Genomic DNA, 24,280 nt, shown 5'->3' on the forward strand with positions numbered 1-24,280 from the left:
CACGGGCATGGTATGAGGCGGCCCGTGTCGACCCCCGGACCCATCGCCTTCGACGCCACCCTGTGGGACGAACCCACCACCGGCATCGGCCTGTACACCCGCTGCCTCGCCGAGGCGCTCGAGGCCCAGGACATCCGCCTGGTCCGCATGGGCGCGCGCAAGTCCGGAGAACATCCGCGAGGCGTTCAGAAGCGGACGCCGTGGACGCTGGCCACGCTGCCCAGGCTGCTCAAGGCCTCACCGCCGCCCGTCTACCACGCGCTCAGCAACTTCAACCTGCCGCTGCGGCGCACGCCGGGCACCGCCTACGTGCTCACCGTGCACGACCTGGTGCCGTTGGATTTGCCGCATGCCGTCTCCACGCCGTACCGGTGGCAGTTCCGGCTGTGGCTCGCGCGCAGCCTGATGCTCGCGGACCGGCTGGTGTGCATCAGCGAATGCACGCGCCAGGACCTGGTGCGCCGCTTCCCCCAGGTGGAGCCGCGCACCGTGGTGGTGCACAACGGCGTGGACCACGTGAACGCGCCCGCGCTGGACGCGGCCGGCGAGGACTTCCTCCACGCGCTGAACCTGCCGAAGGACTACGTGCTGTACGCGGGCTCGCTCGACGTGCGCAAGAACGTGGACCTGGTGCTGGACGCGCAGGAGCGGCTCCAGGCGCGCGGCCGGCCCTTCACGCTCGTGCTCGCGGGCCAGAGCTGGTACGGCTCCGGGAAGGTGGAGGCGCGCATCGCGCGGCTGCGCTCGGAGGGGCTGGACGTGCGGCCCCTGGGCTACCAGACCCCCGCCATCTTCTACGCGCTGATGCGCCGCGCGGCGCTGTTCGTCTTCCCCTCGCGCTACGAGGGCTTTGGCCTGCCGCCCCTGGAGGCCATGCGCCTGGGGACGCCCACGGTGGTGTCCTCGGCGGGCTCGCTGCCGGAGGTATGCGGCCACGCCGCGCCCGCGGTGGACCCGGACGACGCGGAAGGGCTGGCCGCGGTCCTCGACCGGCTGCTGCGCTCGCCCGAGGAGCGCCGGGCCCTGTCGGAGGCGGGCCAGCGCCAGGCCGCGAAGTTCACCTGGGCCCGCGCCGCGGAAGGGACGCGGGCCGCCTACGATGCGGCGCTGCGCCACCGGTAGGCACTCAACCGGCCCGGGAAGGGCCCCTGGAGGAACATGCGACAGCTCGTGTGGAGTGGAATCGTCTGCGGAATGCTGCTCGGGTGCGCTGGGTCGAACGCCGCGCGCAAGGACGAGGCCCAGGAGCCGGCCCCCACGGCCGAGCAGGAGGCGCCGCCCACCTCCGTGACGCCCCCCGGGCGGCCGTCGCGGTCCCCCGCGGCGGAGGCGGAGAACCCGGAGCCCGCCATCGTCATGCCCCTGGAGGTGACGGAGACGCCCGCCCCCCGCGACCCGCTCTCCATCGAATCGCAGAGCGTGAAGGGCAGCGTGCTGACCCTCCACGTCCGCCACGGCGGCGGCTGCAAGGAGCACCGCTACGGGCTCGCCTGGGACGGGCGCTTCACCCAGACGGCGGAGGGCGAGCCGCGCGCGGAGCTCACCGTGCTGCACGACGCGAACAACGACCGCTGCAAGGCCCTGGTCTACAAGGAGCTGGCGTTCGACCTGTCCACGCTGAAGCAGGAGTGGAGCGAGAAGGGCCGCGGCGACCACGCCACGCTCCACCTGGACTTCAACGGCGCGCCGGACCAGTCCGCCCGCTTCAAGTTCTAGAGCGGTGCCCGCCCCTGCGCGAGGAGGTCCTCGCGCAGGCGCGTCAGCACCTTGCCCAGCAGGTTCAACCCCCGCCACGAGGCGGGGTCCTGGATGCGAGGGTCCTCCGCGGACAGCCCCACGCCCCAGATGCGATCCGTCGGGCTGGCCTCCACCAGCTGGGTCCCCCGGGTGGCGAGCAGCGCCTCCAACAGGTGCGGGTGCTGGGTGAACTTCGCGTGGTTGCCCTCGTAGACGATGCGCTCGCGCTCACGCTCCCAGAGGGCCGCGTCGAACGGCGTCACCTTGCGGCCCAGCGCCTTGTGCTGCTTGGGCGTGGCGGCGCGCAGCAGCTGCTCCAGCACGCGCGCGTCACCAAAGAGGCGCGCCTTGCCCGCCATCATGTACTGCTCCGCGCAGGTGTAGCGCACGTCCTCCACGACGAACACGCACGGGTGCCACTGCGAGAAGACGGAGTCCTCCCTCCAGAAGAACGTGAACCTCGGCGTCGTCGTCGTGCCCATTCCAGGTCTCCGTTGAAAGCTTCGTGTAATGATGACACGAACGTGCGGTGATGGAGGAACCTGACGCGGGGGCCTACAATGGCCGCCCGCTCCCCATGCGACTTCACGAAGCCCAGAAGCTGTTGGACCGCTGTTTCACCGGCACGCGGGAGGGCGCGCCGCGCCTGCACGAGCCCTCGGATCCGCGCTTCGCGGAGCGGGGAGGGGCGGTGTGGCTGGAGTACCGCTGGTACGTGCGCGAGCGCGGCCTGGCGGAGGTGTTCCTCAAGTGGGACCGGGTGCCGCCGGGCGGGGAGAAGAACGTGGAGGCCACGGTGCTGCGCACGCACCTGCTGGGCCAGTCCCCCATGCTGGCCCAGCGCGCGCTGCGCACGGTGGAGGGCGGCACGCCCGCGCCGGAGCGGGTGCTGGACGTGCTCAAGAACGACGGCATCCGCCGCGAGTGCGTGGCCCGGGGCCGCACCACCATCACCGTGGAGCACTGGGAGAGCCGGCGCCCCGCGGCGCTCATGGACGAGGCGCGCTTCGCGGAGCTGGCCGCGCCCCTGGAGTCGGAAGACTCCACGCCGGAGGCCCGTCGCGAAGCGGTGATGCGGCTGGCGGACGCGGAGCGGAGCCCGCGCGTGACGGACGTGCTCCTGCGGCTGGTGGCGCGCAAGCCGTCGCTGATGGCCCTGCGCATCCTGTCCGAGTGGGGCGAGGTGCAGGCCCGCGAGTACCTCCAGCGGGACCTGGCTGCCGTGACGCCGGGCAACGCGGCGGACCTCTGGGCCCTCACCGCGTTGGACCGGCGCCTGGAGGCGTGGCAGTCGCTGGCGCGCCCCGCTTGAGGCGCGCGCAAGCGGTGCCGTCAGTGCTGCGAGCCCACCCTGGGGCCCAGCACGTCGCGCAGCGCGTCCGCGACGGTGAGCTTGGGGGCCCAGCCCAGCGCGCGCAGCTTCGTCGTGTCCGCCACGAGGCTGGGGATGTCGGACGGGCGCAGCCGCGCGGGATCCAGCTCGATGCCCGCCTGTACGCCGGACAGCTGGAGCATCTCCTCCAGCAGGCCGCGGATGGTGCGGCCCTCGCCGCTGCCCACGTTGTAGGCCTGGCCCGCCTCGCCCTTGAGGAGCAGCAGCCGGTACGCGTCCACCACGTCCTTCACGTGGGAGAAGTCCCGGATGGCGTCCAGGTTGCCCGTGCGCAGCACCGGGTCCACCGTGCCCAACGCGATGGCGCGGATCTGCGCCGCGAACGACGGCACCACGAAGGTGGGGTCCTGCCCCGCGCCCAGGTGGTTGAAGGGCCGCGCGAGGACGACCTCCATGCCGTAGCTGCGGAAGAACTGCTCGCCCGCCAGCTCCCCCGCGGACTTCGACGCCGCGTAGGGGCTGAGCGGCACGTGCGGGTGGGACTCCGCCGCGCGGGTGCCCTCCGCGACGGGGCCGTACACCTCGCCGGAGCCCACCAGCAGCACGCGCGCCTTGGGGGCGCTCTCGCGCAGCGCGGTGAGCAGGTGCACCACGCCCATGGTGTTCACCGCGAAGACGCGCGCGGGGTTCTGGTGGCTCTTGGCCACCGAGCTGAAGCCGGCCAGGTGCAGCACGGCCTCCGGCTTCACCTCGGAGACCGCCGCCTTGACCTTCGCCTCGTCGGCGATGTCGAAATGCAGGGCGGTGCTGCTGATGCCCTCGCCGCGGGGCCCATGCACCTCCACCACCTCGTCGCCGGCCGCCCTCAGGGCAGCGCACGCATGCCGGCCAACGAATCCATCCGCTCCCGTGACGAGGACGCGCATCTTACCGCTGTCCCGCCTTCACGCGCTCCAGGTCGGCGTCGACCATCATCTCCACGAGCTGCTTGAAGCGCACCGTGGGCTCCCAGCCGAGCTTCTCCTTGGCCTTGTCGTACTTGCCGATGAGCAGGTCCACCTCCGCGGGGCGCACGAACGCGGGGTCGATCTTCACGTGCTTCTGCCAGTCCAGGCCCACGCGCGCGAAGGCGATCTCCACCAGCTCCCGCACGGTGTGCGTCTCGTTGGTGGCGACGACGAAGTCCTCCGGCGTGTCCTGCTGGAGCATGCGCCACATGGCGTCCACGTAGTCGCCCGCGAAGCCCCAGTCGCGCTTGGCGTCCAGGTTGCCCATGGGCAGCGTCTCCTGGAGGCCCATCTTGATGCGCGCCACGTTGTACGTGACCTTGCGCGTGACGAACTCCAGGCCGCGGCGGGGCGACTCGTGGTTGAAGAGGATGCCGCTCACCGCGAAGAGCTTGAAGGACTCGCGGTAGTTCACCGTGATGTGGTGGCCGTACGCCTTGGCCACGCCGTACGGGCTGCGCGGGTAGAAGGGCGTGTCCTCCGACTGCGGGACCTCCAGCACCTTGCCGAACATCTCGCTGGAGGACGCCTGGTAGAAGCGCACCTGCGGGCGGGTGTGCCGGATGGCCTCCAGCATCTTCGTCACGCCCAGCGCGGTGAACTCACCGGTGAGCACCGGCTGGTTCCAGCTGGTGGGCACGAAGGACTGCGCCGCCAGGTTGTAGACCTCGTCCGGCTGGGTGAGGTTCAAGAGGGCCGCCAGCGAGAACTGATCCAGCAGGTCGCCCTGGTGCAGCGTCACCTTTCCCTGCAGGTGCGCGATGCGCTCGAACTTCTCCTCGGAGGAGCGGCGCACCATGCCGTGCACCTCATAGCCCTTCTTGAGGAGCAGCTCCGCCAGATAGCTGCCGTCCTGCCCCGTGATGCCCGTAATGAGTGCGCGCTTGGCCATGGCCCTTGTCTGTTCGCTGGAAGACGCTGTTCGTTGTACCCGAGGCTTTCGCCGTCTGCCAACCGTTCCAGGGTTTCAGGGAACTTGAACGGGAACGGGCCCGTGCCTAGGTAGGGAGCGACCTGCCCAGGAGCCGCCCATGCGCAACCTCTCCCTCCCAGCGTTGACGGCCGTGCTCGTGAGCACCGCGGCGACCGCGCAAAACCCTCCTCCCTTCGAGGTGCCCTACACCGTGCAGACGCAGCCCGGGGCGCGCTCCGGTGGCGGCACGGTGAACGACTTGGCGCTGTGGGTGAACCCCACCGACCCGGGCGCGAGCCGGCTCATCACGGCGGACCAGAACAACGGCCTCTTCACATATGCCCTGGACGGTGGAGAGCTGCAGGCCAGCACCGAGGGCACCTCCGCGAGCGTGGACGTGCTCGGCGGCTTCCCGCTGGCGGGCGGCACGTCCGCGTCGCTGGTGCTCAGCGCCAACCCCACGCTCACGGGGCTCGTGCCCTACGTGATGGATGCCACGGCGGATGGCGGCGGACTCACCCGCCTGTCGCCCACGGTGGCCCCGCTGGACGTGGGCGTGACGTACGGGACGGTGCGGATGACCCGCCTGGCGGACGGCTCCATCCAGGCCTTTGGAGGATTGGCGGCCGGCGGCGTGCGCCAGTTCGCGCTGACGCCCACGGATGGCGGCGTCACGGCGACCCGGCTGCGCGACATCCCGGCTGGCACCGTGCTGGGGCTGGTGGTGGACCCGGCGTATCGCGCGCTCTACGTGGCGCAGCAGGGGCAGGGGCTCTTCCGCTACGACGCGAACGCGGACGCCGGCATCAATGGCACGCAGGTGGTGGGGCTGGGGGATGGGGGCCTGACGTCCGTGGGGCGCATGGCGCTGTACGAGGCCTCCGGGGTGGACGGCTACCTCATCGCGTCGGATCCGAACGCGAACACCTTCGTCGTCTTCGACCGGCGCACGCTGGGCCGGGTGGGCGCGTTCCAGGTGGTGCAGGACGGCGGCACGGACGCGGTGCAGCAGTCGCGGGGGCTGGTGGCGTACTCGGGCGCGCTGGGCAAGGCCTTCCCGGAAGGGCTCTTCGCCGCGCATGACGGCGTCAGCAGCAGCACGTTGGGCGACAACGTGAAGCTCACCTCGTGGGGCAACGTGGCCCGGGCGTTCACGCCGCCGCTCGTCATCGCGCAGCAGGCGGACGCCGGCACCGAGGACGGCGGCACGGTCCGGGACGGCGGTGGCGGTGTCATCATCCAGCCAGGCGACGGCAACGCGAGCGGCGGTGACGGGACGGACGAGGGCAGCAGCTGCGGTTGCACCAGTGCTTCCGTACCGGCCATGGCGACGCTCGGCCTGTTGGCGCTGTCGCTCCTGGGGCGCCGGCGCCGCGGCTGAACCGGGGGGCGCCGACACGCGAAGCGGGTTGAAAGCGGCGGGGGGGCGGGATGAAGTGCGCGCCCCATGCGCTTCTTCCGTTCCACGGCCCTCGCGCTCGCGGTGCTCGCCTCCGCCTGCAAGGGCGGTCCGACGCCCGCTCCCGCCTCCCCGCAGCCCTCCGTGCCCGCCCCGGCCGAGCCCGTGCGGCTCACGCTGGTGGGCACCAACGACTTCCACGGCTGGGTGATGCCCCACCGCGCCGCGCTGCCGGACGGGCAGAAGGTGGAGGAGGGGGGCGCGGCGCTCTTCGCGTCCTACGTGGCGCGGCTTCGCGAGGACAACCCGGGCGGCGTGCTGCTGGTGGACGGCGGCGACCTGTTCCAGGGGACGCTGGCGTCCAACCTGGTCGAGGGCGCCATCGTCATCGACGTGTACAACCTGCTGGGCTACTCGGCGGTGGCCATCGGCAACCACGAGTTCGACTACGGGCCGGTGGGCCCCGAGCCCGTGGCCCGGCGTCCGGACGAGGACCCGCTGGGCGCGCTCAAGGCCCGCGTGGCGCAGGCGAAGTTCCCCTTCCTGTCCGCCAACGTGCGCGAGAAGGACGGCCGGCACCCGGCGTGGCTGGGCAACGACGGCACCACCGTCGTCACCGTGAAGGGCGTGAAGGTGGGCCTCCTGGGCCTGTCCACGCTGCAGACGCCGCAGACGACCAACCCCGCGAACGTCGCGAGCCTGAAGTTCGAGTCCCTGGCCGACGCCGCGAAGGAGGCCGCGAAGTCGCTGCGAGAGCAGGGCGCGGAGGTGGTGGTGGCCGTCGCGCACGCGGGCGGTAAGTGCACGGACCTGGCGAACCCGCACGACACGTCCGGTTGCGAGAGGGACGACGGCGAAATCTACGCGGTGCTGGACGCGCTGCCGAAGGGCGCGGTGGACGCGGTGGTGGCGGGCCACACGCACCAGGTGATGGGGCACTTCTTCGGCGACGTGCCGGTCATCGAGACGACGGGCCTGGCGCGCTCGTTCGGCGTGGTGGACCTCTACGTGGATGCAACGACCCACCGCGTGCTGCCCGGGCGCACGCGCATCCAGGCCGCCATCCCGGTGTGCGGCGCCGTGGATGCGACGCTGAAGACGTGTGACGCGCGGAGGCTCAAGGACGCGAAGGACGTGCGGATGGTGCCCGCCACGTTCCTGGGCCAGCCGGTGACGCCGGACGCCCGCGTGGAGGCGCTGGTGGCCCCCGCGGAGGCGCGCGTGGACGCGGAGCAGCGCCGCCCGGTGGGCGTGGAGACCCAGGCCCGCATGCCCCAGGTCTACGAGGGCGAGAGCGCGCTGGGCAACGTCATCGCGGACGCGATGCGGGAGTCGGCCCGCTCCGACGCGGCGGTGATGAACGCGGGCGGCATCCGCTCGGACCTGCCGCAGGGGCCGCTCACCTTCGGCAAGCTCTACGAAATCCTGCCCTTCGACAACACGCTCGCGGTGCTGGACCTGAGCGCGGACGAGCTGCGCCGCTTCCTCGCGCTGGCCTACGGTGGCCGCAAGGGCGTCTTCGCGGTGTCCGGGCTGGAGGTGACGCTGGGCGCGTGTCCCGGCCCGGAGCGTTTCCAGGGGGTGACGCTGCCGGGCGGCAAGCCGCTCAAGGCGAAGGGGACGTACCGGGTCGCGGTGCCCGACTTCCTCCTGCGCGGCGGCGACGGGGTGGGGCCGCTGACCTCCACGCTGCCACGGGAGCGTATCAACCTGTTGCAGGGACAGGACCTGCGCGAGGTGCTCGTCGCCTACGGCCGCGCGCACGGCAACGCGCTGAAGCCGCCGGCGCTCGGGCGCGTGCACCTGCGCAAGGCGGAAGGGCCCTGCGTGGACGCGAAGCCCTGAAAAAAGTGCGCCCGGGGTTGGAAATTTTCCCTCCGCGCTGATCCGCTGGGGCTGGATCGAAGGCGCAACCCAGCGGAAGATCAGCAAAAGGCGCCCAGGGCCGAATTTTCGGCCTGGGATCAGTTTCCAACGGAGGGAAACCTCCCTACTCTAGGGCACGCGAGATCCCTTGCAGGCGCGGCCCTCCAGCCAGCGCGAGCAAGTTGGAGCCCGTGCGTGGGAGGGACAGAAGAGATGCTCTACAAAGTGACCCCGATGATGGTCCCGGTGGCGCCCGAGAAGAAAGAGGCGCGCGAGCCGGGGCAGCCGCGCAAGCGGCGCAAGTCCTCCGTCTACGACGCCGACGGCCACGAGGTGTTGATCTCGCTGATGTGCCTGAAGTGCAAGACGCTCAAGCCGCTGGCGCAGTTCGGCCTGCGGAAGATGGCGGACGGAGCCATCCGCAACCAGCCGTGGTGCCGGGGTTGCCGCTCGGGCGCGGGCACGAAGAAGCCGAAGAAGGACGAGTCCCAGGTCGCCACCGTCGAGGTGCCCGCGGTCGCCGCCGCGGAGCCCGTGCTCCAGGTCGTCGCCAACGTGCCGCTCGACGCCGCGCCCGTGGCCCCGACCCTGGTCGACGCCCCGTCGGCCGTCGCCGCCGAAGTGACGGCCACCGCGCAGGTCTGATCCACCGTCCGGGATGATCCGCCCCGTGGGGGTGCGCGCTGTTCGCGCCCCGCACGTGACGGCTCTATCCGACGCCCCCTGCTCGAAGCGCCCGGGCGGGGATGATCCACCCTGCCGGGGTGCGCGAGCCTCGCCTCAGGACAGCCGCAGACCCGCCGGCAGCGTGTCGCCGAGCGCCCGGGCTTCGTCCGCCGCCTCCAGGGCCACCACCTCACGCACCATCCGCACCCAGGTGTCCGCGGCCTTCGCGGCCCCCAGCGCCTGGGCCGTGCGCTCGCGCAGCGCCGGATCCAGATCGCGTGTGCGGTCGCCGGTGAGGCGCGCCAGCTGCGCGGCGGCGAAGGGGGCACCGTCCACCTTGCGCAGGTCCAGCGACAGGAGCAGCTCCAGCCACGCCTCCGCCGTCTCCACGTCCACGACCTTGTGGCTGCTGCCGTACAGCGGCACGCGCGCGCCCAGCCGGCCCAGGGCCCACGCCCACGGGCCGCCGGAGCGGGAGTCGGCCTTCACGCGCGCGGCGATCCACCGCCCCACCTCCGCCTTGTCGCCCGGCGCCAGGTGCTCCAGCGAGGCGACCGTGCGGATCATCTCGTCCAGGCCTTCCGGTTGGATGCCCTTGAGCTTGCCGCCTTGCGTGGGCGCGTCCGGGGGCACGCGCCGGGCCAGGTGCGGCTGGAGGTAGCCGTACAGCTTCTGCTGCTGCGCTTCGGTGAGGCCGCCCGCGATGCGGCGCCACATCACCCAGAACTCCGTCCACACCGCCTTGTCTGTGTGGTGCTGCACCAGCGCGTCGAAGAGGCTGAAGGTCTGCTCCGCGCGCCAGCCGTCCAGCGGATAGCCGAAGCCGGGGCGCAGGCAGAACCCGGTGAGGCTGTAGAAGACGCGCTCGTGGTCATCCGAGCGGCGGCGCTTGCTCGCGCCCGCGTAGAGCGTGCTCCACAGCTCGCGCAGCACCGGCACGCGCCACGTCTCACGCGGGCCCAGCACCTTCTCCAGCGTGCGCGACAGCTGCTTCACGTCCTTGGGGCCCAGGGGCAGCGGCTTGTTGCCGTAGACGCGCTCCACGTTGTCCTTCGCCTCGGCGAAGCGCGCGGGCATGGACTCGGTGACGGTCAGCTCGTGCGAGCCGCCGGTGCCGCGCAGCTCGAACTCCAGGCGCCAGCGCTCGTCCGCGATGTCCGACACGCAGAACAGCTCCAGCGTGCCGATCTCCGTGAGCGCCGCCTGCAGGTGCACCGGCACCTCGCTGACCTTGCCGGACGCGCCCTTGAGCAGCGTGTGGATGGGCGGCAGCGGCTTCAGGTCCTCCGCCAGCGGCACCAGGTCTCCGGGCTTGTCGATGCGGTCGCTTGTCGTGGAGTAGAGCGCGAACTGGACCGGCCGGCCCAGGGTGAGCGTGAAGGGGCGCTCGCCCAGGTCCACCTTCTGGCCCTCCTCGAAGCCGCGGGGAATCAGGCACAGCGTGGGCTGCTCCGCGCTGTCCGGGCCCCGCTGCAGGCCCACGTAGTACGCGCGCGCCGCTCCGCCGCCAATGCGCAGGCCGTGCCCGCGCCGCACCAGCCCGTAGTACGCCGCGCCCCGGGCCACCGCGAGCTCCAGCGACTCGTGCTTGAGCAGCGGGATGCGCGGCGCCTGCGGCCACCACGCGGACAGCGCTTCCACCAGGCGCGCCGAAATCTGCGGCGAGTTGAAGACGCCGCCGTTGAGCAGGATGGCGTCCGGGCGGGGCAGGGCGCCTTCATGCGCTGGCGCCTCGCCCAGCGCGGCGAAGCCCGCCGCCGCGTGCTGCGCGAGGAACGCCGCCAGGTGCCGCGTGACGGCGGGGTCCTGCACGTACGGCAGGCCCAGCTCCTGGAGCGCCATGCGCGCCGAGCGCCGGGGCCGCTCCCCGGGCGCGGACAGGGGGAAGAAGCCGTCCAGCACCAGCGCTTGCGCCTCGTCGCGGCCCAGCTCCGTGGACAGCGTGCCGCCCAACAGCCGGCTGCCCTCGCCGATGAGCGACACGCCGTACTTCTCCGGCGGCGCGCGCCCCAGGAGCTCTTCCTTCGCGGTGCGCGCGGCCTGGATGGCCTGCGTCCACTGCGTCGCGGACAGGCGGCGGCCGTTCTGGGTGAGCTTCTCCTCCATGCGCCGGGCGAGCGCCGCGTCCATGTTGTCGCCGCCCAGCATCAGGTGGTCGCCCACCGCCAGCCGCCGCAGCATGGGCCCTTCCGGCGACACGCCCGCGTGCACCAGCGTGAAGTCCGTGGTGCCGCCGCCCACGTCCACCACCAGCACCAGCCGCACCTGGGACAGCGTCTGCTCCAGGTCGGCGCGGTGGCGCGCCGTGTAGTCGTAGAAGGCCGCCTGCGGCTCCTCCAGCAGCGTGAACTTCTCCAGCCCCGCCTTGCGCGCCGCGCTCACCGTGAGGGCGCGCGCCGCCTCGTCGAACGAGGCGGGGACGGTGATGACCACCTCCTGCTTCGACAGGGGCTCGTCCGGGTGGGCGTAATCCCATGCCCGGGCCATGTGCGTGAGCAGCAGGGCGGACGCGTCCACCGGGGACAGCTTCCGCACGTCCGCGGGAGCGCCCCACGGGAGGATGGGCGCGGAGCGGTCCACGCCGGGGTGACACAGCCAGCTCTTCGCGGAGGCCACCAGCCGGCCCGGCACGCGCGCGCCCTGCCAGCGGGCCAGCTCGCCCACCACGTAGGGGCCGCCGTCGTCGCCCCAGGGCAGGCGGAGCACCTCCGGCGCCAGCTCGTGGCCGGCGGGGACGTAGACGGTGGACGGCAGGAGGGCGCGCGGAGCCACCTCGCCCTGGCGGACGAGCTGGGGCAGGGGGAAGTCCTCGACGGGAGCCCCCGAGCCCTTCGTTGGATCCACGGATGCCACCGCGCAATGGGTGGTGCCCAGGTCGATGCCGACGATTCGCATACGCCTCCGGTGTGCGGGGCCCCTTCTACTCCTTCATGCGCACGTTGAGCTCCAGCTTCCAGCGCCCGTCGCCGTTCTTCTCCAGGCACCGCAGCTCCAGCGTGCCCACCTCCGTCACCGCCGCCTGGAGGTTCACCGGCGTCAGGTCGCCAAAGGGCGTGGCCTGCCCGGGCAGCGTCGTCTCGATGGGCGCCACCTCCTCCAGCCCCCCCGACGCCAGCTCCGACTCCACGTCCTCGAGCATCTCGCCCACCTTGTCGTCGCGCCGCACGGACGACGCGAAGAAGCGGAAGCTGGTGGGTTCCCCGGTGACGAGCCCGAACTCCTGGGGCGGCACGTCCGCCTGCGTCCCTTCCTCCATGCCGAAGGGCGCAACGCACAGCGCCTTCACGGGCGGCTCCATGCCCGGCACCGCCGGCATCGCCGTCTCCACGCCCACGTAGTAGGCGCGCGCCGTGCCGCCGCGGATGCGCAGGCCGTGGCCCTGGCGCACCCAGCCGTAGTACGCCGCGCCCCGCGCCACCGCGAGGTCCAGGTCGGAGCCCTCCAGCTCCTTCGCTGGGGGCGCCCCTTCCGCGGCGAGCCACTGGTTGAGGACCTCCATCACCCGGTCCTTCAGCGGCCCGGCCTTGAAGACGCCGCCGTTGAAGAGCACCGCGGTGGGGTGCAGGAAGCCCTTTCCCGTGACGTCCACCGGCGAGTCCGCGCTGGCCGCCAGCGCCTGGGCCTGCCGGGTGAGGAACGCCGCCAGGTGCTTCGTCACCGCCGGGTCCTGCGCGTACGGCAGCGCCATCTGCGCCAGGCCCGTGCGCCGGGCGGTGCGCGGCAGGTCCGCCACCTCCGTCACCGGGAAGAAGCCGTCCGTGAGGACGCGGTCCAGCTCCTCGCGCGTCAGCTCCGTGCGCAGCGTGCCGCCGATGAGCGACGAGCCGCGGCCCGGAATCGCGATGGGCACCTTCTCCAGCGAGGCGTCCGCGTACAGCGTCTCCTTCGCGTGACGGCAGCCGTAGGTGAGGCCGTTGAACTGCCACGCGTCCAGCTTGCGCCCCTCGGCCGCCATCCGCTGGTTGAGGGTGTGCGCCAGGGCGAGGTCCATGTTGTCGCCGCCCAACAGGATGTGGTCGCCCACCGCCACGCGCAGCAGCTCCAGGTCGCCCTCGCGGTCCTTCACGGTGATGACGGAGAAGTCGGACGTGCCGCCGCCCACGTCCACCACGAGGATGACCTCCCCGGGCTGCACCTGCTTGCGGAAGTTCTCCCCCATCGCCTCCAGCCACGCGTACAGCGCGGCCTGCGGCTCCTCGAGCAGGGTGATGTGCTCGATGCCCGCCGCCTTCGCGGCCTCCAGCGTCAGGTCGCGCGCCGCCGCGTCGAAGGACGCCGGGACGGTGACGATGACCTCCTGCTGGGCCAGCGCGTTGCCGGACTCCTCCCGGGCGCTCGCGAAGGTCTGGTCCCACGCCTCCTTCAGGTGGCGCAGGTAGCGCGCGGACGCATCCAGCGGCGACACGCGCTGCACCTCCGGCGGCGCCTGCCAGGGCAGCAGCGCCGAGCGCCGGTCCACCCCCGGGTGCGACAGCCAGCTCTTCGCGGACGACACCAGCCGCGTGGGCACCTTCGCCCCGTGCGAGCGGGCGAAGTCACCCACGATGACGCCCGGCTCCGCGTTCCACGGCAGCGCGAGGCTGCCCTCCGGGAACTCCTGCGCGCTGGGGATGTAGAGGAAGGAGGGCAGGAGCGGACGGGCCTCCACGGTGCCGGGCGCCGTCACCTGCGGCACGGGCAGCATGGACTGGGAGGGGCCGCGCGGCTTGCCGTCCTCGAGGTTGAAGTAGGACACCGCGGAGTGCGTGGTGCCCAGGTCGATGCCGATTGCGTATCGGGCCATATCGGTCTGGAACCCCGGGAAGGGGCCTTGTGGTTCCTCGAAGGAAGGGGACTTCGGAGGATGCGCCGGCTGCTCACCAGGCGGGCATCAGGCCAGCTCGACCTCCGCCGGGGCCAGCACGCGCGGCTCCATGGCGGGGCTGACGGATGGGAACTTCACCTCCGTGGTCACCCAGCCGTGGTGCCGGAGCGTGCCGCCATAAGGAGGCTCGCCCGCGACGTTGCCGGTCAGCCGGATGCGCTGCGCGTCGAAGCCCGGGGGCACCGTCACCGCGTCGCCCTCGCCCTGCGGCAGCACCGGCTGGAGCGTGAGGTACTGGTGCACCACCTTGCGGCAGCCCTCATGGACGATGCGCGCCGCCGCGCCCACGTCCGCGTCCGGGAAGGCCGCGACGTTCTCCTGCACGAAGTCCAGGAAGCGGCCTTCGCGCTGGAGCATGGCCAACAGCGACAGGGCGCTGGCGTGCTCGCGCTCGGGCGGCGGGGGAGGGGGCGCGACGGGGGCCTGGACGGCGGGCGTCCTCACCGGCGGCAGGGCCTGCAGGTCCCCTGACGGAAGCTCCTTGAGCTGGCCGGCGTCATAGGCGCGGCTCGTCGGGAGCACGGCCTGCGCGAATTCGCGGGACACGAGGCAGCGCCAGAAGCAGAGCCAGGCGAGCCAGAAGCGGGCGAAGAACGACAGGGAGGCGGACGGGTCGGTCATCGGCCCCGGATAACAAAGCCGGAAGCCTTTGCAATTCGCCAATGGCCCGAAATGCAAAGGGCCTCACGGTTTCCCGTGAGGCCCTTCGGTACTTCATGGTGGAGGTGGACGGGATCGAACCGACGACCTTCGCATTGCGAACGCGACGCTCTCCCAACTGAGCTACACCCCCATATGGGGACTGCTGACTGCCTGCCGCGCCTCGCGGGGGTTGGGTCCCGCGAAGTGAGTGGGCTAGTACCGGAGCCCCACCCCGCTGTCAAGCAGCTCGTTTCCAGCACCAACCCTGCGATTGACGTGCCGCACTGTGGATGCCATAAAAACCGCCTTCCGGTATCGCATCCTTCCCGGCCATTCCGGGCCCCTTCTGGTTCATGTCCACCTCCCCATCGAAGACGTTGAGCCCCACCGAGCTCGCGAAGCTTGAGCATTCGTTCGCTTCCGACCCGTCGTCGGATGCGTACAAGCCCCTGGCGGAGGCGTATCTCGACCTTGGCCGTTTCATGGAAGCAATGGTCGTCTGCAAGAAGGGCGTCAAGGCGCACCCGAACGCAGCCGACCCCCGCCTGCTTCTGGCGCGCGTCTACGCGGCGCAGAACAAGGACAAGAAGGCGCTCGAAGAGGTGATGGGCGCGCTCCAGGTCCAGCCGGAGGACAAGGCAGCCCTGCGCATGGCGGGCGTGCTCCAGCTGAAGAACGGCGAGCCGGACGCCGGCCGCGCCAACCTGCTCAAGGCCTACCAGGCGGACCCGGGTGATCCGGAGACCGTCACGCTGCTCCAGCAGTACAAGGTGGAGATCCCCCGCCCGGCCGCCCCCGCGCCGGTGCTCGCCCCCGTGGCCGCGCCGCCCCCGGCCGCCGCGGAAGCGCCCGCCGCGGCGACCGTCCCCGTGGCGGCCCCGCCCGCCGCCGTTGCCCCGCCTGCCGCCACCCCGTCCGCGGGTCAGGCCGTGGGCCGCATCAACGCTCCGTCCCAGCAGGCGGCGCGCACGGCGCGTGCCGAGGACTCCGCCGCGCGCCCCGCCCAGCGCCGTCCGCAGGTGGTGGTGCAGGAGGTCGAGGACGACGACGACGAGCCCTCGCCGCGCCAGCGCAAGGCGGCCAAGAGCAACGGCAGCAAGATGCTGTCGTTGATCCTCCTCATCCTCATCCCGCTGTTCGCGGGCGGATACGGTTGGTACTCGGCGCAGGTCAAGAAGCGCGGCCGCGAGCTCAAGAAGAACCTGGACGTCGCCACCGAGCAGCTCAAGCACGACTCGTTCGCCAGCTACAAGAAGGCGTGCGAGGCGGCGGACCTGGCCCTGGAGGTGGACCCGGACTCCACCGCGGCCCACGGCTACCTGGCCTACGCGTTCGCCATCCGCTGGGGTGAGCACGGCGGCGGCGACGACGCGCGCCGGCAGGCCGAGGAGCACCTGGCGGCGGCCCAGAAGGGCAAGGAGCTGTCCAGCCACCTCATCGCGGCGCAGGCGTTGATCAAGACCTACAGCGGTGATGGCAAGGGCGCGCTCGCGTCGCTGGAGACGCAGGTCAAGGACCTCAACGACCAGAACAAGGCGTCCTCGCTCCTGTACCTCACGCTGGGCCTCATCCAGATGAACGCGGGCGACCTGGAGCGCGCGCGGGACAGCCTGGAGCGCGCGCAGGCGCTGGCGCCGGATGACCCGCGCGTCTACGCGGGCCTGGGCGCGGTGTACCGCCGGCTGGGCCAGGACAACACCGCCTGGAAGAACTACGACTTCGCCCTGCGCTACGAGAAGGACCACCCGGAGTCGCTGCTGGGCCGCTCGCTGCTGATGCTGGAGCAGGACGAGCCGAACTACGCGGTGGCCAGCCGGGACATCAAGAAGCTGCTGGAGGCGGAGCCGCCGCCGAGCCCCCGTCAGCTCGCCACCGCGCAGCTGGCGCGCTCGCTGCTCATCGCCCGCGTGGCGCTGGCCATGCCCAACCTCAAGCCGGACGTGCAGCAGAAGCTGTCCGAGGCCACGGGCGTGCCGGTGGATCCCGCCAAGGCGAAGCAGGAGGTCATGAAGGCGGAGGAGACCGGCTTCGCGCTCGACAAGCAGAACCCGGAGCTGAACCTCATTAAGGGCCGCCGCCTGCTGGCGGAGGGCAACTACGACGCGGCCGCGGAGGAGATCCGCAAGGCCATCCGCGTGGACGGCAGCCGCGCGCAGTTCCACGTCGAGCTGGCCAAGGCCCTCATGGGCAAGCCGGGCGGTGAGAAGGAGGCCTCCGAGGCGCTCGTCACCGCGCTCAAGACGATGGGCGACAGCCCCAAGCTGGTGGTGATGCTGGGCAACGCCTACCGCCGCCAGAACAAGCTGGAGGACGCGCTCGCGCAGTACCAGCGCGCGGTGAAGGACCCCAAGTCGAAGAACCCGGAGGCCCGGCTCGCCATGGGCGCCATCTACCGGGAGCGCTCGGAGTGGGACAAGGCGAAGGAGCAGCTGGAGAAGGCCAGCCAGGAGTTCTTCGGGCAGCCGGACCGCGTGGCCAACGCACTCACGGAGCTGGGCCGCGTCTACCAGGGCAAGGGCGACACGGCGAAGGCGGACGAGACCTACCAGCGCGCGCTGCAGGCGGATGAGAACTACTCGCCGGTGTACTACTTCTACGCGTCGCTGCTCTCCAAGGACGCCAAGCAGTCGGGCAAGGTGAAGACGCTGGCGCAGGAGTACGTGAAGCGCGAGCCCAAGGGCGAGTACCTCGCCGACGCGCAGCGGCTCGCGGGCAACTGACCCCTCCCGCCCGCCGCTGTCTCCCACACGCCGCGACGCCTGCTTCCCGGGCCTCGCGGCGTTTCGTTTTCGACGGGGGGCGACAAGGCAGGCTGATGTGCCGGGGCGCCCCAGCCTTGCCACCCCTTCCGGGGGACGGTATGGGAGGGTCCACCCCACACCCCCTGGCCGGTAGCGACCACGGTCCAGGGCCACCTGCTGGAGTCCGCTTGAGCGCGCGTGCCCTGTCCCTGTCGTCCACCGCGTCCGACCTGATCTCCCTCACCAAGCCGAGGCTGTCATCGCTGGTGCTCATCACCGCGGCGGGGGGCATGTTCCTGGCGCCGGGGCACTTCACGCCGATGCGGGCGCTGGTGACGCTGCTGGCGACGGCGGGGACGGTGGGCGCGGCGAACGCGTTCAACTGCTACTGGGAGCGCCACAGCGACCAGTTCATGGCGCGCACGCGCAACCGGCCGCTGCCCGCCGGGCGCATGGACCCGAGCACGGCGCTGTGGTTCGGCCTGTCGCTGGCGGCGGTGTCGCTGCCCGCGCTGGTGATGGGGGCCAACCTGCTCACCGGCGTGCTGGGGCTCATCGCGCTGCTCAGCTACGTGCTGGCCTACACGCCGCTCAAGGCCCGCACGTCCGCGGCGATGCTGGTGGGCGCCATCCCCGGCGCGCTGCCGCCCTTGATGGGCTGGACGGCGGTGACGGACCAGGTGGACGCGGGCGGCTTCGCGCTGTTCGCCATCATGTTCCTCTGGCAGATGCCGCACTTCATCGCCATCGCGCTGTTCCGCAAGGACGAGTACGCGGCGGCCGGGCTCAAGTCCGTGCCGCTGGAGCGCGGGGACGAGTCCAGCCGCGCGCAGGTGGTGCTCTACCTGGTGGCGCTGGTGCCCATGACGCTCCTGCCGTTCCAGCTGCACATCGCCGGCACCTGGTACCTGGCGGCGGCGGTGGTGCTGGGGCTCGGCTTCCTGGGCCTGGGGGCATGGGGCTTCTTCAAGCACCTGGGAAAGCCCTGGGCGCGCCAGACGTTCCTGTATTCGCTCGTGTATCTCACCGGCCTGTTCGCCGTGATGGCGCTGGACCGCATCCCCCGCGGCTAGCGTCCTCGCGCGGCGTCCGGGCGCGAGGCCGCCTTCCGCATGCCTGACACCACCGTTCCGACCCTGCCCCCGCCGCTGCTTCGCATCGAGGGGCTCACGCGCCGCTTCGGCGGGCGCACCGCCGTGGACGGGCTGTCGCTGTCCGTGCAGCCGGGCGAAATCCTGGGCCTGCTGGGGCCCAATGGTGCCGGCAAGTCCACGACCTTCCAGTTGCTCGCGGGGCTGCTCGCGCCGGACGCGGGGCAGGTGCACTTCGCCGGCAAGGTGCTGTCCCTGAGCGACCCCGCGCTGCGGCGTCAGATGGGGATCATCTTCCAGAAGAGCAGCCTGGACGACCTGCTCACCGCCCGGGAGAACCTGCTCCTGGGCGCGCGGCTGTACGGCCTCACGGGCGCGGACGCGAAGGCGCGCGTGGAGACGATGCTGTCGCTCATCGGCCTGTTGGACCGGGGCGATGAGAAGGTGGGCACCTGGTCGGGCGGCATGCGCCGGCGGCTGGAGCTGGCGCGGGCGCTGGTGCACCAGCCGCGCGTGGTGTTGATGGACGAGCCCACGCAGGGCCTGGACGAGGCGGCCTTCCGCACCTTCTGGACGCACCTCAAGCGGCTGCGCGACGCGCAGGGCGTCACCGTGCTGCTCACCACGCACCGGGCGGATGAAGCGGAAGGGTGTGACCGGCTGGCGGTGCTGGACGCCGGGAAGCTGGTGGCGTGCGACACGCCCCGGGCGCTCGCCTCGCGCATGGGCGGCGACATCCTGACGCTGGAGGGCCCGGAGCCGGAGGCGCTGGCCGCGCAGGTGACGGAGCGGCTGGGGCTCATGGCGAAGGTGGTGGAGGGGCGGGTCCAGGTGGAGGCTTCGCAGGGACACGCGCTGGTGCCGCGGCTGGTGGAGGCCTTCCCCTCGGGACGGTTCGCCTCCGTGTCGCTGCGCCGGCCCACGCTGGCGGACGTGTTCCTCCAGCTCACCGGGAAGGCCCTGGGGGCGGATGCTCCCTCGCCCACGCCCGCGCCGAGGAAACGCCGATGAGCGCTGACATCCCCGTTCCGTCCTCTCCCCTGGACGCGCCCGTGGCCCCGGCACAGCGCCGGGAGCCGGGGACGCTCGCGCTGCAGTGGGCCACCGTGTGGGTGCTGCTGTCGCGCGACGTGGTGCGCTTCTTCCGGCAGCCCAGCCGCGTGATTGGCGCGCTGGCGCAGCCCATCCTGTTCTGGTTCGTCATCGGCTCGGGCTTCGCGGGTTCCTTCCGCGTGGAGGGCGCGCAGGGGCTGGGCTACCAGCAGTTCTTCTTCCCGGGCGTCGTCACCATGGTGGTGCTCTTCAGCGCCATCTTCGCGACCATCACCGTCATCGAGGACCGCAAGGAGGGCTTCCTCCAGGCAGTGCTGGCGGGGCCGGGCTCGCGCCTGGCGGTGGTGCTGGGCAAGGCGCTGGGGTCCTCCTCCATCGCGCTGATGCAGGCGTCGCTGTTCCTGCTCTTCGCGCCGCTGGCCGGCGTGGACGTGAAGGCGGTGGACTACCCGCTGCTCGCGGCGGTGATGGTGCTGTCGGCGCTGGCGCTCACCGGCATGGGCATGGCGCTGGCGTGGTGGGTGAAGTCGAGCGCGGGCTACCACGCGGTGATGAGCCTGGTGATGCTGCCCATGTGGGTGCTCTCCGGGGCCATGTTCCCGGTGAAGGGCGCGGGGCCGGTGCTGTCGTGGGTGATGACGCTCAACCCGATGCGCTTCTCCGTGGAGGGCGTGCGGCGCGCGCTGTACGGGGCGCAGGCGTCGCTGGCGGTGGGCTCGCGGGGTGGGGCGGCGGTGGGGTGGGAGGTGCCCGCGCTGCTCGCGTTCGCGGCGGTGTTCGTGGGGCTGGCCGCGTTCAGCGTGAGCCGCCGCGAGTAGCCGCGCGCCGGGTGTGGATGGACTTGCCTGGTGCCTTCCACTACGACGGCGGGCACCGCATCACGGAAGAACACTCCAGAGGAGACCGCCTCATGAAGCTGCGTCTTTTTGGCCTGTCGATGGTCGGTGTCGCGGGGCTTTTGGCCCTGCCCGCGTGCAAGAAGGAGGAGGCGCCCGCCGCGCCTCCGGCGGCCCCCACGCACGAGGCCGTGCCTCCGGCGCCCACGGTGGGAGCGGGGACGGGTGAGGCGGCGGCTCCGGCGCCCGCGGGCAACGGCGTGGTGAAGGGCACGGTGTCCTTCACCGGCACGCCTCCGGCGATGGGGGACCTGGCGCCCAGCGCCGACCCGGCGTGTGACGGGCGCCCGGAGAAGGAGCAGTCCGTGCTGGTGAAGGACGGCAAGCTCCAGAACGTGCTGGTGCGCGTGAAGGGCCCGGTCGCCGGCGCGCCCACGCCGCCGCCGTCCACGCCGGTGGTGGTGGACCAGTCCAAGTGCACCTACGTGCCGCGCGTGCAGGGCGCGGTGGCGGGGCAGCAGGTGGTGTTCAAGAACAGCGACGGCACGCTGCACAACGTGCGCGGCGTGGTGGGCACGCGGCCGGTGTTCAACGTGGCGCAGCCGCCCTCGGGCGCGCCGGTGCAGAAGCCGCTGCCGTCGGACGCGGAGGTGCTGCGCCTCAAGTGCGACGTGCACCCGTGGATGACGGCCTTCGTGGTGAGCAACCCCAACCCGTACTTCGCCACCACCGGCACGGACGGCACCTTCACGCTGACGGGCCTGCCCGCGGGCACGTACACGCTGGAGGCGTGGCACGAGACGCTGGGCACGAAGACCGCGGAGGTCACCGTGAAGGACGGCGCGCCCGCGGAGGCGTCGTTCACCTTCGCCGCGACGGACGCGCAGGCGAAGCAGTAGCCGGGAAGGGAAGGGGCCCGCGCTCGCGAGCGGCCCCTTTCACCCCTGCGGGTTCGTCAGGGGCCCGGCCTTGCGCACCGTGAAGCCCACGCGCGCGCCGCCGCCGGGCCGGTTCGCCGCGAAGACCTCGCCGCCGTGGGCCCGGGCGATGCGCTGCACCAGCGCGAGCCCCAGTCCCAACGAGCCGGCCTCGCGCGCCTCGCCGCCCCGGTCCTTCCGGTAGAACGGCTGGAAGATGCGCGTCTCCTCGCCAGGCAGGAGCCCCGGGCCCCGGTCCTCCACGCTGAAGGCCAGGTGCTCGTTCCCCTGCTCCTGGATGCGCAGCGCCTCCACGCCCACGCCGTGCTTGCGCGCGTTGTCGAGCAGGTTCACCAGCGCCCGGCCCAGCAGCGTCGCGTCCGCCATCAGCGCCATGTCGTCCGTCTCCGGCTGGAGCAGCGTCGCGGACAGCCCCACGCGCTCCAGCGCCTGCGCCGCCAGCACGCCCGCCTCCAGCGCCTTGGGCGTCAGCTGCCCGAAGTCCAGGCGGGAGCTGGCGAGCAGCTCGCCCACCAGCGCGTCCAGCTCCACCACCTCGCGGTCCACCTGGTCCAACGTGCGCGGGTTGCCGCCGCCGTCGCGCAAGAGCTCCGTCAGCACCCGCAGCCGGGCCAGCGGCGTGCGCAATTCATGGGACACCGCCGCCAGGAGCTCGCGTTGATCCGCCAGCTGCTTCTCGATGCGCGCCGCCATGTCGTTGAAGGACTCGGCGAGCACCGCGAACTCGCCGGTGAGGTGGCGATCCAGGCTCGCCCGCGCGCTCAGCCTGCCCTCGCCCAGCTCCTGCGTGGCCTTCACCAGCGTGTCCACCGGCCGCGCCAGCCGGAACGAGATGCCGCCCGCCGCCGTCCACAGCACCAGCACCGCGATGCCCAGCGGCAGCACCGCGCGCCAGGGGCCCCGCGAGCGGGTCTGCAGGTAGCACGCCTGCAGCGTCCCCAGCTGCGTGTCCTGCCGCATCACCGGGAGGGCCGCGTCCGGCTTCGTGCACGGGTTGCCTGCGTGTGCCACCACCGCGCCGGACAGGTCCGTCAGCACGACGTCCACGTCCAGGTCGTCGGAGATGCTCCGCATCAGCTCATCGCGCTCGGCGGGCGCGTCCCACACCTCCGCGAAGCGGTGCCCCACGAACGTGCGGATGCGCTCCGTCTCCTGCCGCCAGCTGTTGCCGCCGGTCAGGTTCATCACCCACGACACCACGAACACCGTCACCAGGATGGTGATGCCGAACATGACGAACAGCCGCCGCCTGAGCCGCTCCTGGACGTAGGAGCCCAGCCGGCCCAGGTGGAACATGCGCCGGTGGCGCCGCGCGTGGCGGCCGAAGCCGCGCCGCATCCCCGGCGCGCAGCGGTCTCCTTGCGGAGGCCAGTGGTGGTGCCCCCAGCCCATCAGGCGCCTTCCTTGGCGAAGACGTAGCCCACGCCGCGCACCGTCTTGATGAGGCGCGCGCCCACGTCCCCCAGCTTCTGGCGCAGGTGGGAGATGTGCACGTCCACCGTGCGCTCGCTCACCACCGTGTCGTTGCGGCCCGCCTCTCCCAGCAAAGCGTCGCGCGGAATCACCCGGCCCGCGCGCCGCACCAGCGCGAGCAGCAGGTCGAACTCCAGGCCCGTCAGCTCCACGGCCCGCCCCTCCACCTTCACCTCGCGCCCGGACACGTCGATGGAGACGCCGCTGGACTCAACGCGGTCCGCCACCGCCGCCGGCTGCGCCCGCCGCAGCACCGCGCGCAGGCGGGCGAGCAGCTCGCGCGGGCCGAAGGGCTTGGGCAGGTAGTCGTCCGCGCCCAGCTCCAGGCCCACCACGCGGTCCGTCTCGTCGCCTTTGGCGGTGAGCATCAACACCGGGATGCGGCTCTTGGCCCGGATGCGCTTGCACACCTCCAGGCCGTCCATGCCCGGCATCATCACGTCCAGGAGCACGGCGTCGTAGGTGTTCGCCTCCAGCGCCGCCAGCCCGCGGCCTCCATCGGGCGCGTGGCTGACGGTGATGCCGTTCTGCCCGAGGTACTCCGCGAGCAACTCGTACATCCGGGTGTCGTCATCGATGAGCAGGACGCGGGTGGGCATGGGCGGACGTGAATCCTAACGCGCTCCCGGTGCGTCGGAGGGGCCCGCGGTGCCCTGCGGCCGGGGGGCGTGCCAGTCCCAGTACGGCGGCATCCCATTGTTGTAGGCGGGGCCCCAGTCGCCCCGCTGGCAGTGGCCGCGGTGGTGGCGGGCGAGGCTCGCGAAGCCGGAGGCATAGCCTCCGATGGCACCCGCGGCGAGGAGGACGACGAGCAGACGGTGTCTCATGGGAAGTCTCCAGGAAGAGGGCAGGGGTTTTCAGATGAAGGACGAGGGGCGGTCATCGTTGTGGGGGTGACCACCCCAGCGGCCGTACCCGCCGCAGCGCCGGCCGTGCCAGCCCCGGCCCTCGCCGCGCCAGCCGTAGCCCCAGCCGTGCTCGATGATGTCCGCGAGCTCGCGGCGCTGGTTGGGCTCCAGCGCCTCGTGCATCTGGGACAGGGCGTCCTGCACGGCGTTGCGCAGCGTCTCCAGCGCCACGTCGTGGCGGCTGAAGAGCTCGCGCAGCATGGCCCCGTCGAAGTGCTCTCCGCGCAGCGAGCCCGCGAGCGACGTGCGGCTGGGGCCCCACTGGTCCTTCACCTTGGCGAAGGCCTCGCGCACGTTCTCCACGGCCTTCACGATGACCTTCTCCTGGCCGGGCGACGTCTCCAGCCGCTCGAAGAGCCAGCGCAGCCGGGGGCGCATGCCCCAGCGGCCCCCGCGGCCGTGGTGGTGGTAGCCGTAGCGCCCCCGGCGCAGGGTGGCGAAGAGACCGGCGAGGCAGGCGGTACCGAAAACGAATCCGAACATGGTCTTGGCTCCAGGAAGCAGGCGAGCACCGCACCGGCGGGCCCGTGTCGTTGCTGACGGAGCGGAAGGTAGAGGGCGGGTGTGAAGCCCACGCCCGGCGGCGGTGAAGAAGTGTGAAGGGCCGGGGAGGGGGGCCGGAATGCCCGGCGGGGCATGGGAGTTTCATCGCCGGGCCTCGTCCGGGTCCGCTGTGTCGGATGAAGGACGGCTGCCTGCTGGATTCTGCCCTCGGTGGTGGTGTTCGCGCAGGAAGTGGGTAGAGTGCCCGGCATGCCGGGGCGATGTGCGTTCCGGCATGGGTGACAGGCGAGAGCCGGTTACCCGCACAGA

21 protein-coding genes and 1 tRNA gene are annotated in these 24,280 nt (G+C 72.0%); 11 read left to right on the top strand and 11 right to left on the bottom strand.

The window, feature by feature from the left end:
• Window positions 1-12: 12 nt before the first annotated feature.
• A complete protein-coding gene (locus KYK13_RS11795) occupies window positions 13-1,122 on the top strand; it encodes a glycosyltransferase family 1 protein (RefSeq protein ID WP_223644167.1) in 1,110 nt (369 codons plus the stop codon).
• A gap of 36 nt (window positions 1,123-1,158) precedes the next feature.
• Window positions 1,159-1,716 carry a NigD-like C-terminal domain-containing protein gene (locus KYK13_RS11800; RefSeq protein ID WP_223644168.1) on the top strand — a complete coding sequence of 186 codons (558 nt, stop codon included), beginning with the start codon at window positions 1,159-1,161 and terminating at the stop codon, window positions 1,714-1,716.
• Here the strand turns inward: KYK13_RS11800 and KYK13_RS11805 are convergent.
• On the bottom strand, window positions 1,713-2,219 hold the full coding sequence (locus tag KYK13_RS11805) for an NADAR family protein (RefSeq protein ID WP_223644169.1): 507 nt from the start codon (window positions 2,217-2,219) through the stop codon (window positions 1,713-1,715). The two genes, KYK13_RS11800 and KYK13_RS11805, sit on opposite strands and share 4 nt — an antisense overlap.
• Window positions 2,220-2,314: 95 nt before the next feature.
• On the opposite strand from KYK13_RS11805, the gene KYK13_RS11810 reads away from it, so the two are divergent.
• Window positions 2,315-3,049, top strand: a complete 735-nt coding sequence (locus KYK13_RS11810; RefSeq protein ID WP_223644170.1) for a hypothetical protein — start codon at window positions 2,315-2,317, stop codon at window positions 3,047-3,049.
• 20 nt (window positions 3,050-3,069) lie between these two features.
• Here KYK13_RS11810 and KYK13_RS11815 read toward each other — a convergent pair whose 3' ends face one another.
• Entirely contained in the window at window positions 3,070-3,996 is a 927-nt protein-coding gene (locus KYK13_RS11815) for a GDP-mannose 4,6-dehydratase (protein ID WP_223644171.1), read from the bottom strand.
• A 1-nt stretch (window position 3,997) separates the two neighbouring features.
• Complete coding sequence (gmd, locus tag KYK13_RS11820) at window positions 3,998-4,969, bottom strand: GDP-mannose 4,6-dehydratase (protein ID WP_223644172.1); 972 nt, start codon at window positions 4,967-4,969, stop codon at window positions 3,998-4,000.
• A 139-nt stretch (window positions 4,970-5,108) separates the two neighbouring features.
• On the opposite strand from gmd, the gene KYK13_RS11825 reads away from it, so the two are divergent.
• From KYK13_RS11825 to KYK13_RS11835, 3 genes are all read left to right on the top strand, one after another.
• Entirely contained in the window at window positions 5,109-6,371 is a 1,263-nt protein-coding gene (locus KYK13_RS11825) for a myxosortase-dependent phytase-like phosphatase (protein WP_223644173.1), read from the top strand.
• A gap of 66 nt (window positions 6,372-6,437) precedes the next feature.
• A complete protein-coding gene (locus KYK13_RS11830; protein WP_223644174.1) occupies window positions 6,438-8,234 on the top strand; it encodes a bifunctional UDP-sugar hydrolase/5'-nucleotidase in 1,797 nt (598 codons plus the stop codon).
• 234 nt (window positions 8,235-8,468) lie between these two features.
• Entirely contained in the window at window positions 8,469-8,900 is a 432-nt protein-coding gene (locus KYK13_RS11835) for a hypothetical protein (protein ID WP_223644175.1), read from the top strand.
• Between the two features lie 135 nt (window positions 8,901-9,035).
• Here KYK13_RS11835 and KYK13_RS11840 read toward each other — a convergent pair whose 3' ends face one another.
• The 4 genes from KYK13_RS11840 to KYK13_RS11855 form a co-directional block, all read right to left on the bottom strand.
• Entirely contained in the window at window positions 9,036-11,816 is a 2,781-nt protein-coding gene (locus KYK13_RS11840; RefSeq protein ID WP_223644176.1) for an Hsp70 family protein, read from the bottom strand.
• Between the two features lie 25 nt (window positions 11,817-11,841).
• Window positions 11,842-13,704, bottom strand: coding sequence for an Hsp70 family protein (locus KYK13_RS11845; protein ID WP_223644177.1), 1,863 nt, complete (start codon window positions 13,702-13,704; stop codon window positions 11,842-11,844).
• Window positions 13,705-13,791: 87 nt separating this feature from the next.
• Entirely contained in the window at window positions 13,792-14,406 is a 615-nt protein-coding gene (locus KYK13_RS11850) for a DUF2760 domain-containing protein (RefSeq protein WP_223644178.1), read from the bottom strand.
• A gap of 96 nt (window positions 14,407-14,502) precedes the next feature.
• Window positions 14,503-14,578: transfer RNA gene (locus tag KYK13_RS11855), tRNA-Ala, on the bottom strand.
• Between the two features lie 202 nt (window positions 14,579-14,780).
• Between KYK13_RS11855 and KYK13_RS11860 the strand changes: the two genes are divergently transcribed.
• From KYK13_RS11860 to KYK13_RS11880, 5 genes are all read left to right on the top strand, one after another.
• Window positions 14,781-17,147: a tetratricopeptide repeat protein gene (locus KYK13_RS11860; RefSeq protein WP_223644179.1), complete on the top strand. Its 2,367-nt coding sequence runs from the start codon at window positions 14,781-14,783 to the stop codon at window positions 17,145-17,147.
• Between the two features lie 209 nt (window positions 17,148-17,356).
• The gene (cyoE, locus tag KYK13_RS11865; protein ID WP_223644180.1) at window positions 17,357-18,241 is read left to right on the top strand and encodes a heme o synthase; all 885 of its coding nucleotides are present in this window, start codon (window positions 17,357-17,359) and stop codon (window positions 18,239-18,241) included.
• Window positions 18,242-18,280: 39 nt separating this feature from the next.
• Complete coding sequence (locus KYK13_RS11870) at window positions 18,281-19,270, top strand: ABC transporter ATP-binding protein (protein ID WP_223644181.1); 990 nt, start codon at window positions 18,281-18,283, stop codon at window positions 19,268-19,270.
• Complete coding sequence (locus tag KYK13_RS11875) at window positions 19,267-20,130, top strand: ABC transporter permease (RefSeq protein ID WP_223644182.1); 864 nt, start codon at window positions 19,267-19,269, stop codon at window positions 20,128-20,130. The genes KYK13_RS11870 and KYK13_RS11875 overlap by 4 nt, the downstream gene beginning before the upstream one ends.
• 92 nt (window positions 20,131-20,222) lie before the next feature.
• A complete protein-coding gene (locus tag KYK13_RS11880; RefSeq protein ID WP_223644183.1) occupies window positions 20,223-21,047 on the top strand; it encodes a carboxypeptidase regulatory-like domain-containing protein in 825 nt (274 codons plus the stop codon).
• Between the two features lie 39 nt (window positions 21,048-21,086).
• Here KYK13_RS11880 and KYK13_RS11885 read toward each other — a convergent pair whose 3' ends face one another.
• From KYK13_RS11885 to KYK13_RS11900, 4 genes are read right to left on the bottom strand one after another with little or no spacing between them, the layout of a single operon-like run.
• Window positions 21,087-22,478 carry an ATP-binding protein gene (locus KYK13_RS11885; protein WP_223644184.1) on the bottom strand — a complete coding sequence of 464 codons (1,392 nt, stop codon included), beginning with the start codon at window positions 22,476-22,478 and terminating at the stop codon, window positions 21,087-21,089.
• Window positions 22,478-23,158, bottom strand: coding sequence for a response regulator transcription factor (locus tag KYK13_RS11890; RefSeq protein WP_223644185.1), 681 nt, complete (start codon window positions 23,156-23,158; stop codon window positions 22,478-22,480). The genes KYK13_RS11885 and KYK13_RS11890 overlap by 1 nt, the downstream gene beginning before the upstream one ends.
• A gap of 15 nt (window positions 23,159-23,173) precedes the next feature.
• The gene (locus KYK13_RS11895; protein WP_223644186.1) at window positions 23,174-23,386 is read right to left on the bottom strand and encodes a hypothetical protein; all 213 of its coding nucleotides are present in this window, start codon (window positions 23,384-23,386) and stop codon (window positions 23,174-23,176) included.
• A 30-nt stretch (window positions 23,387-23,416) separates the two neighbouring features.
• Complete coding sequence (locus KYK13_RS11900) at window positions 23,417-23,950, bottom strand: periplasmic heavy metal sensor (protein ID WP_223644187.1); 534 nt, start codon at window positions 23,948-23,950, stop codon at window positions 23,417-23,419.
• Window positions 23,951-24,280 lie beyond the last annotated feature (330 nt).

This window comes from Corallococcus sp. EGB, from assembly GCF_019968905.1.
In the GTDB taxonomy this organism is placed as follows: domain Bacteria; phylum Myxococcota; class Myxococcia; order Myxococcales; family Myxococcaceae; genus Corallococcus.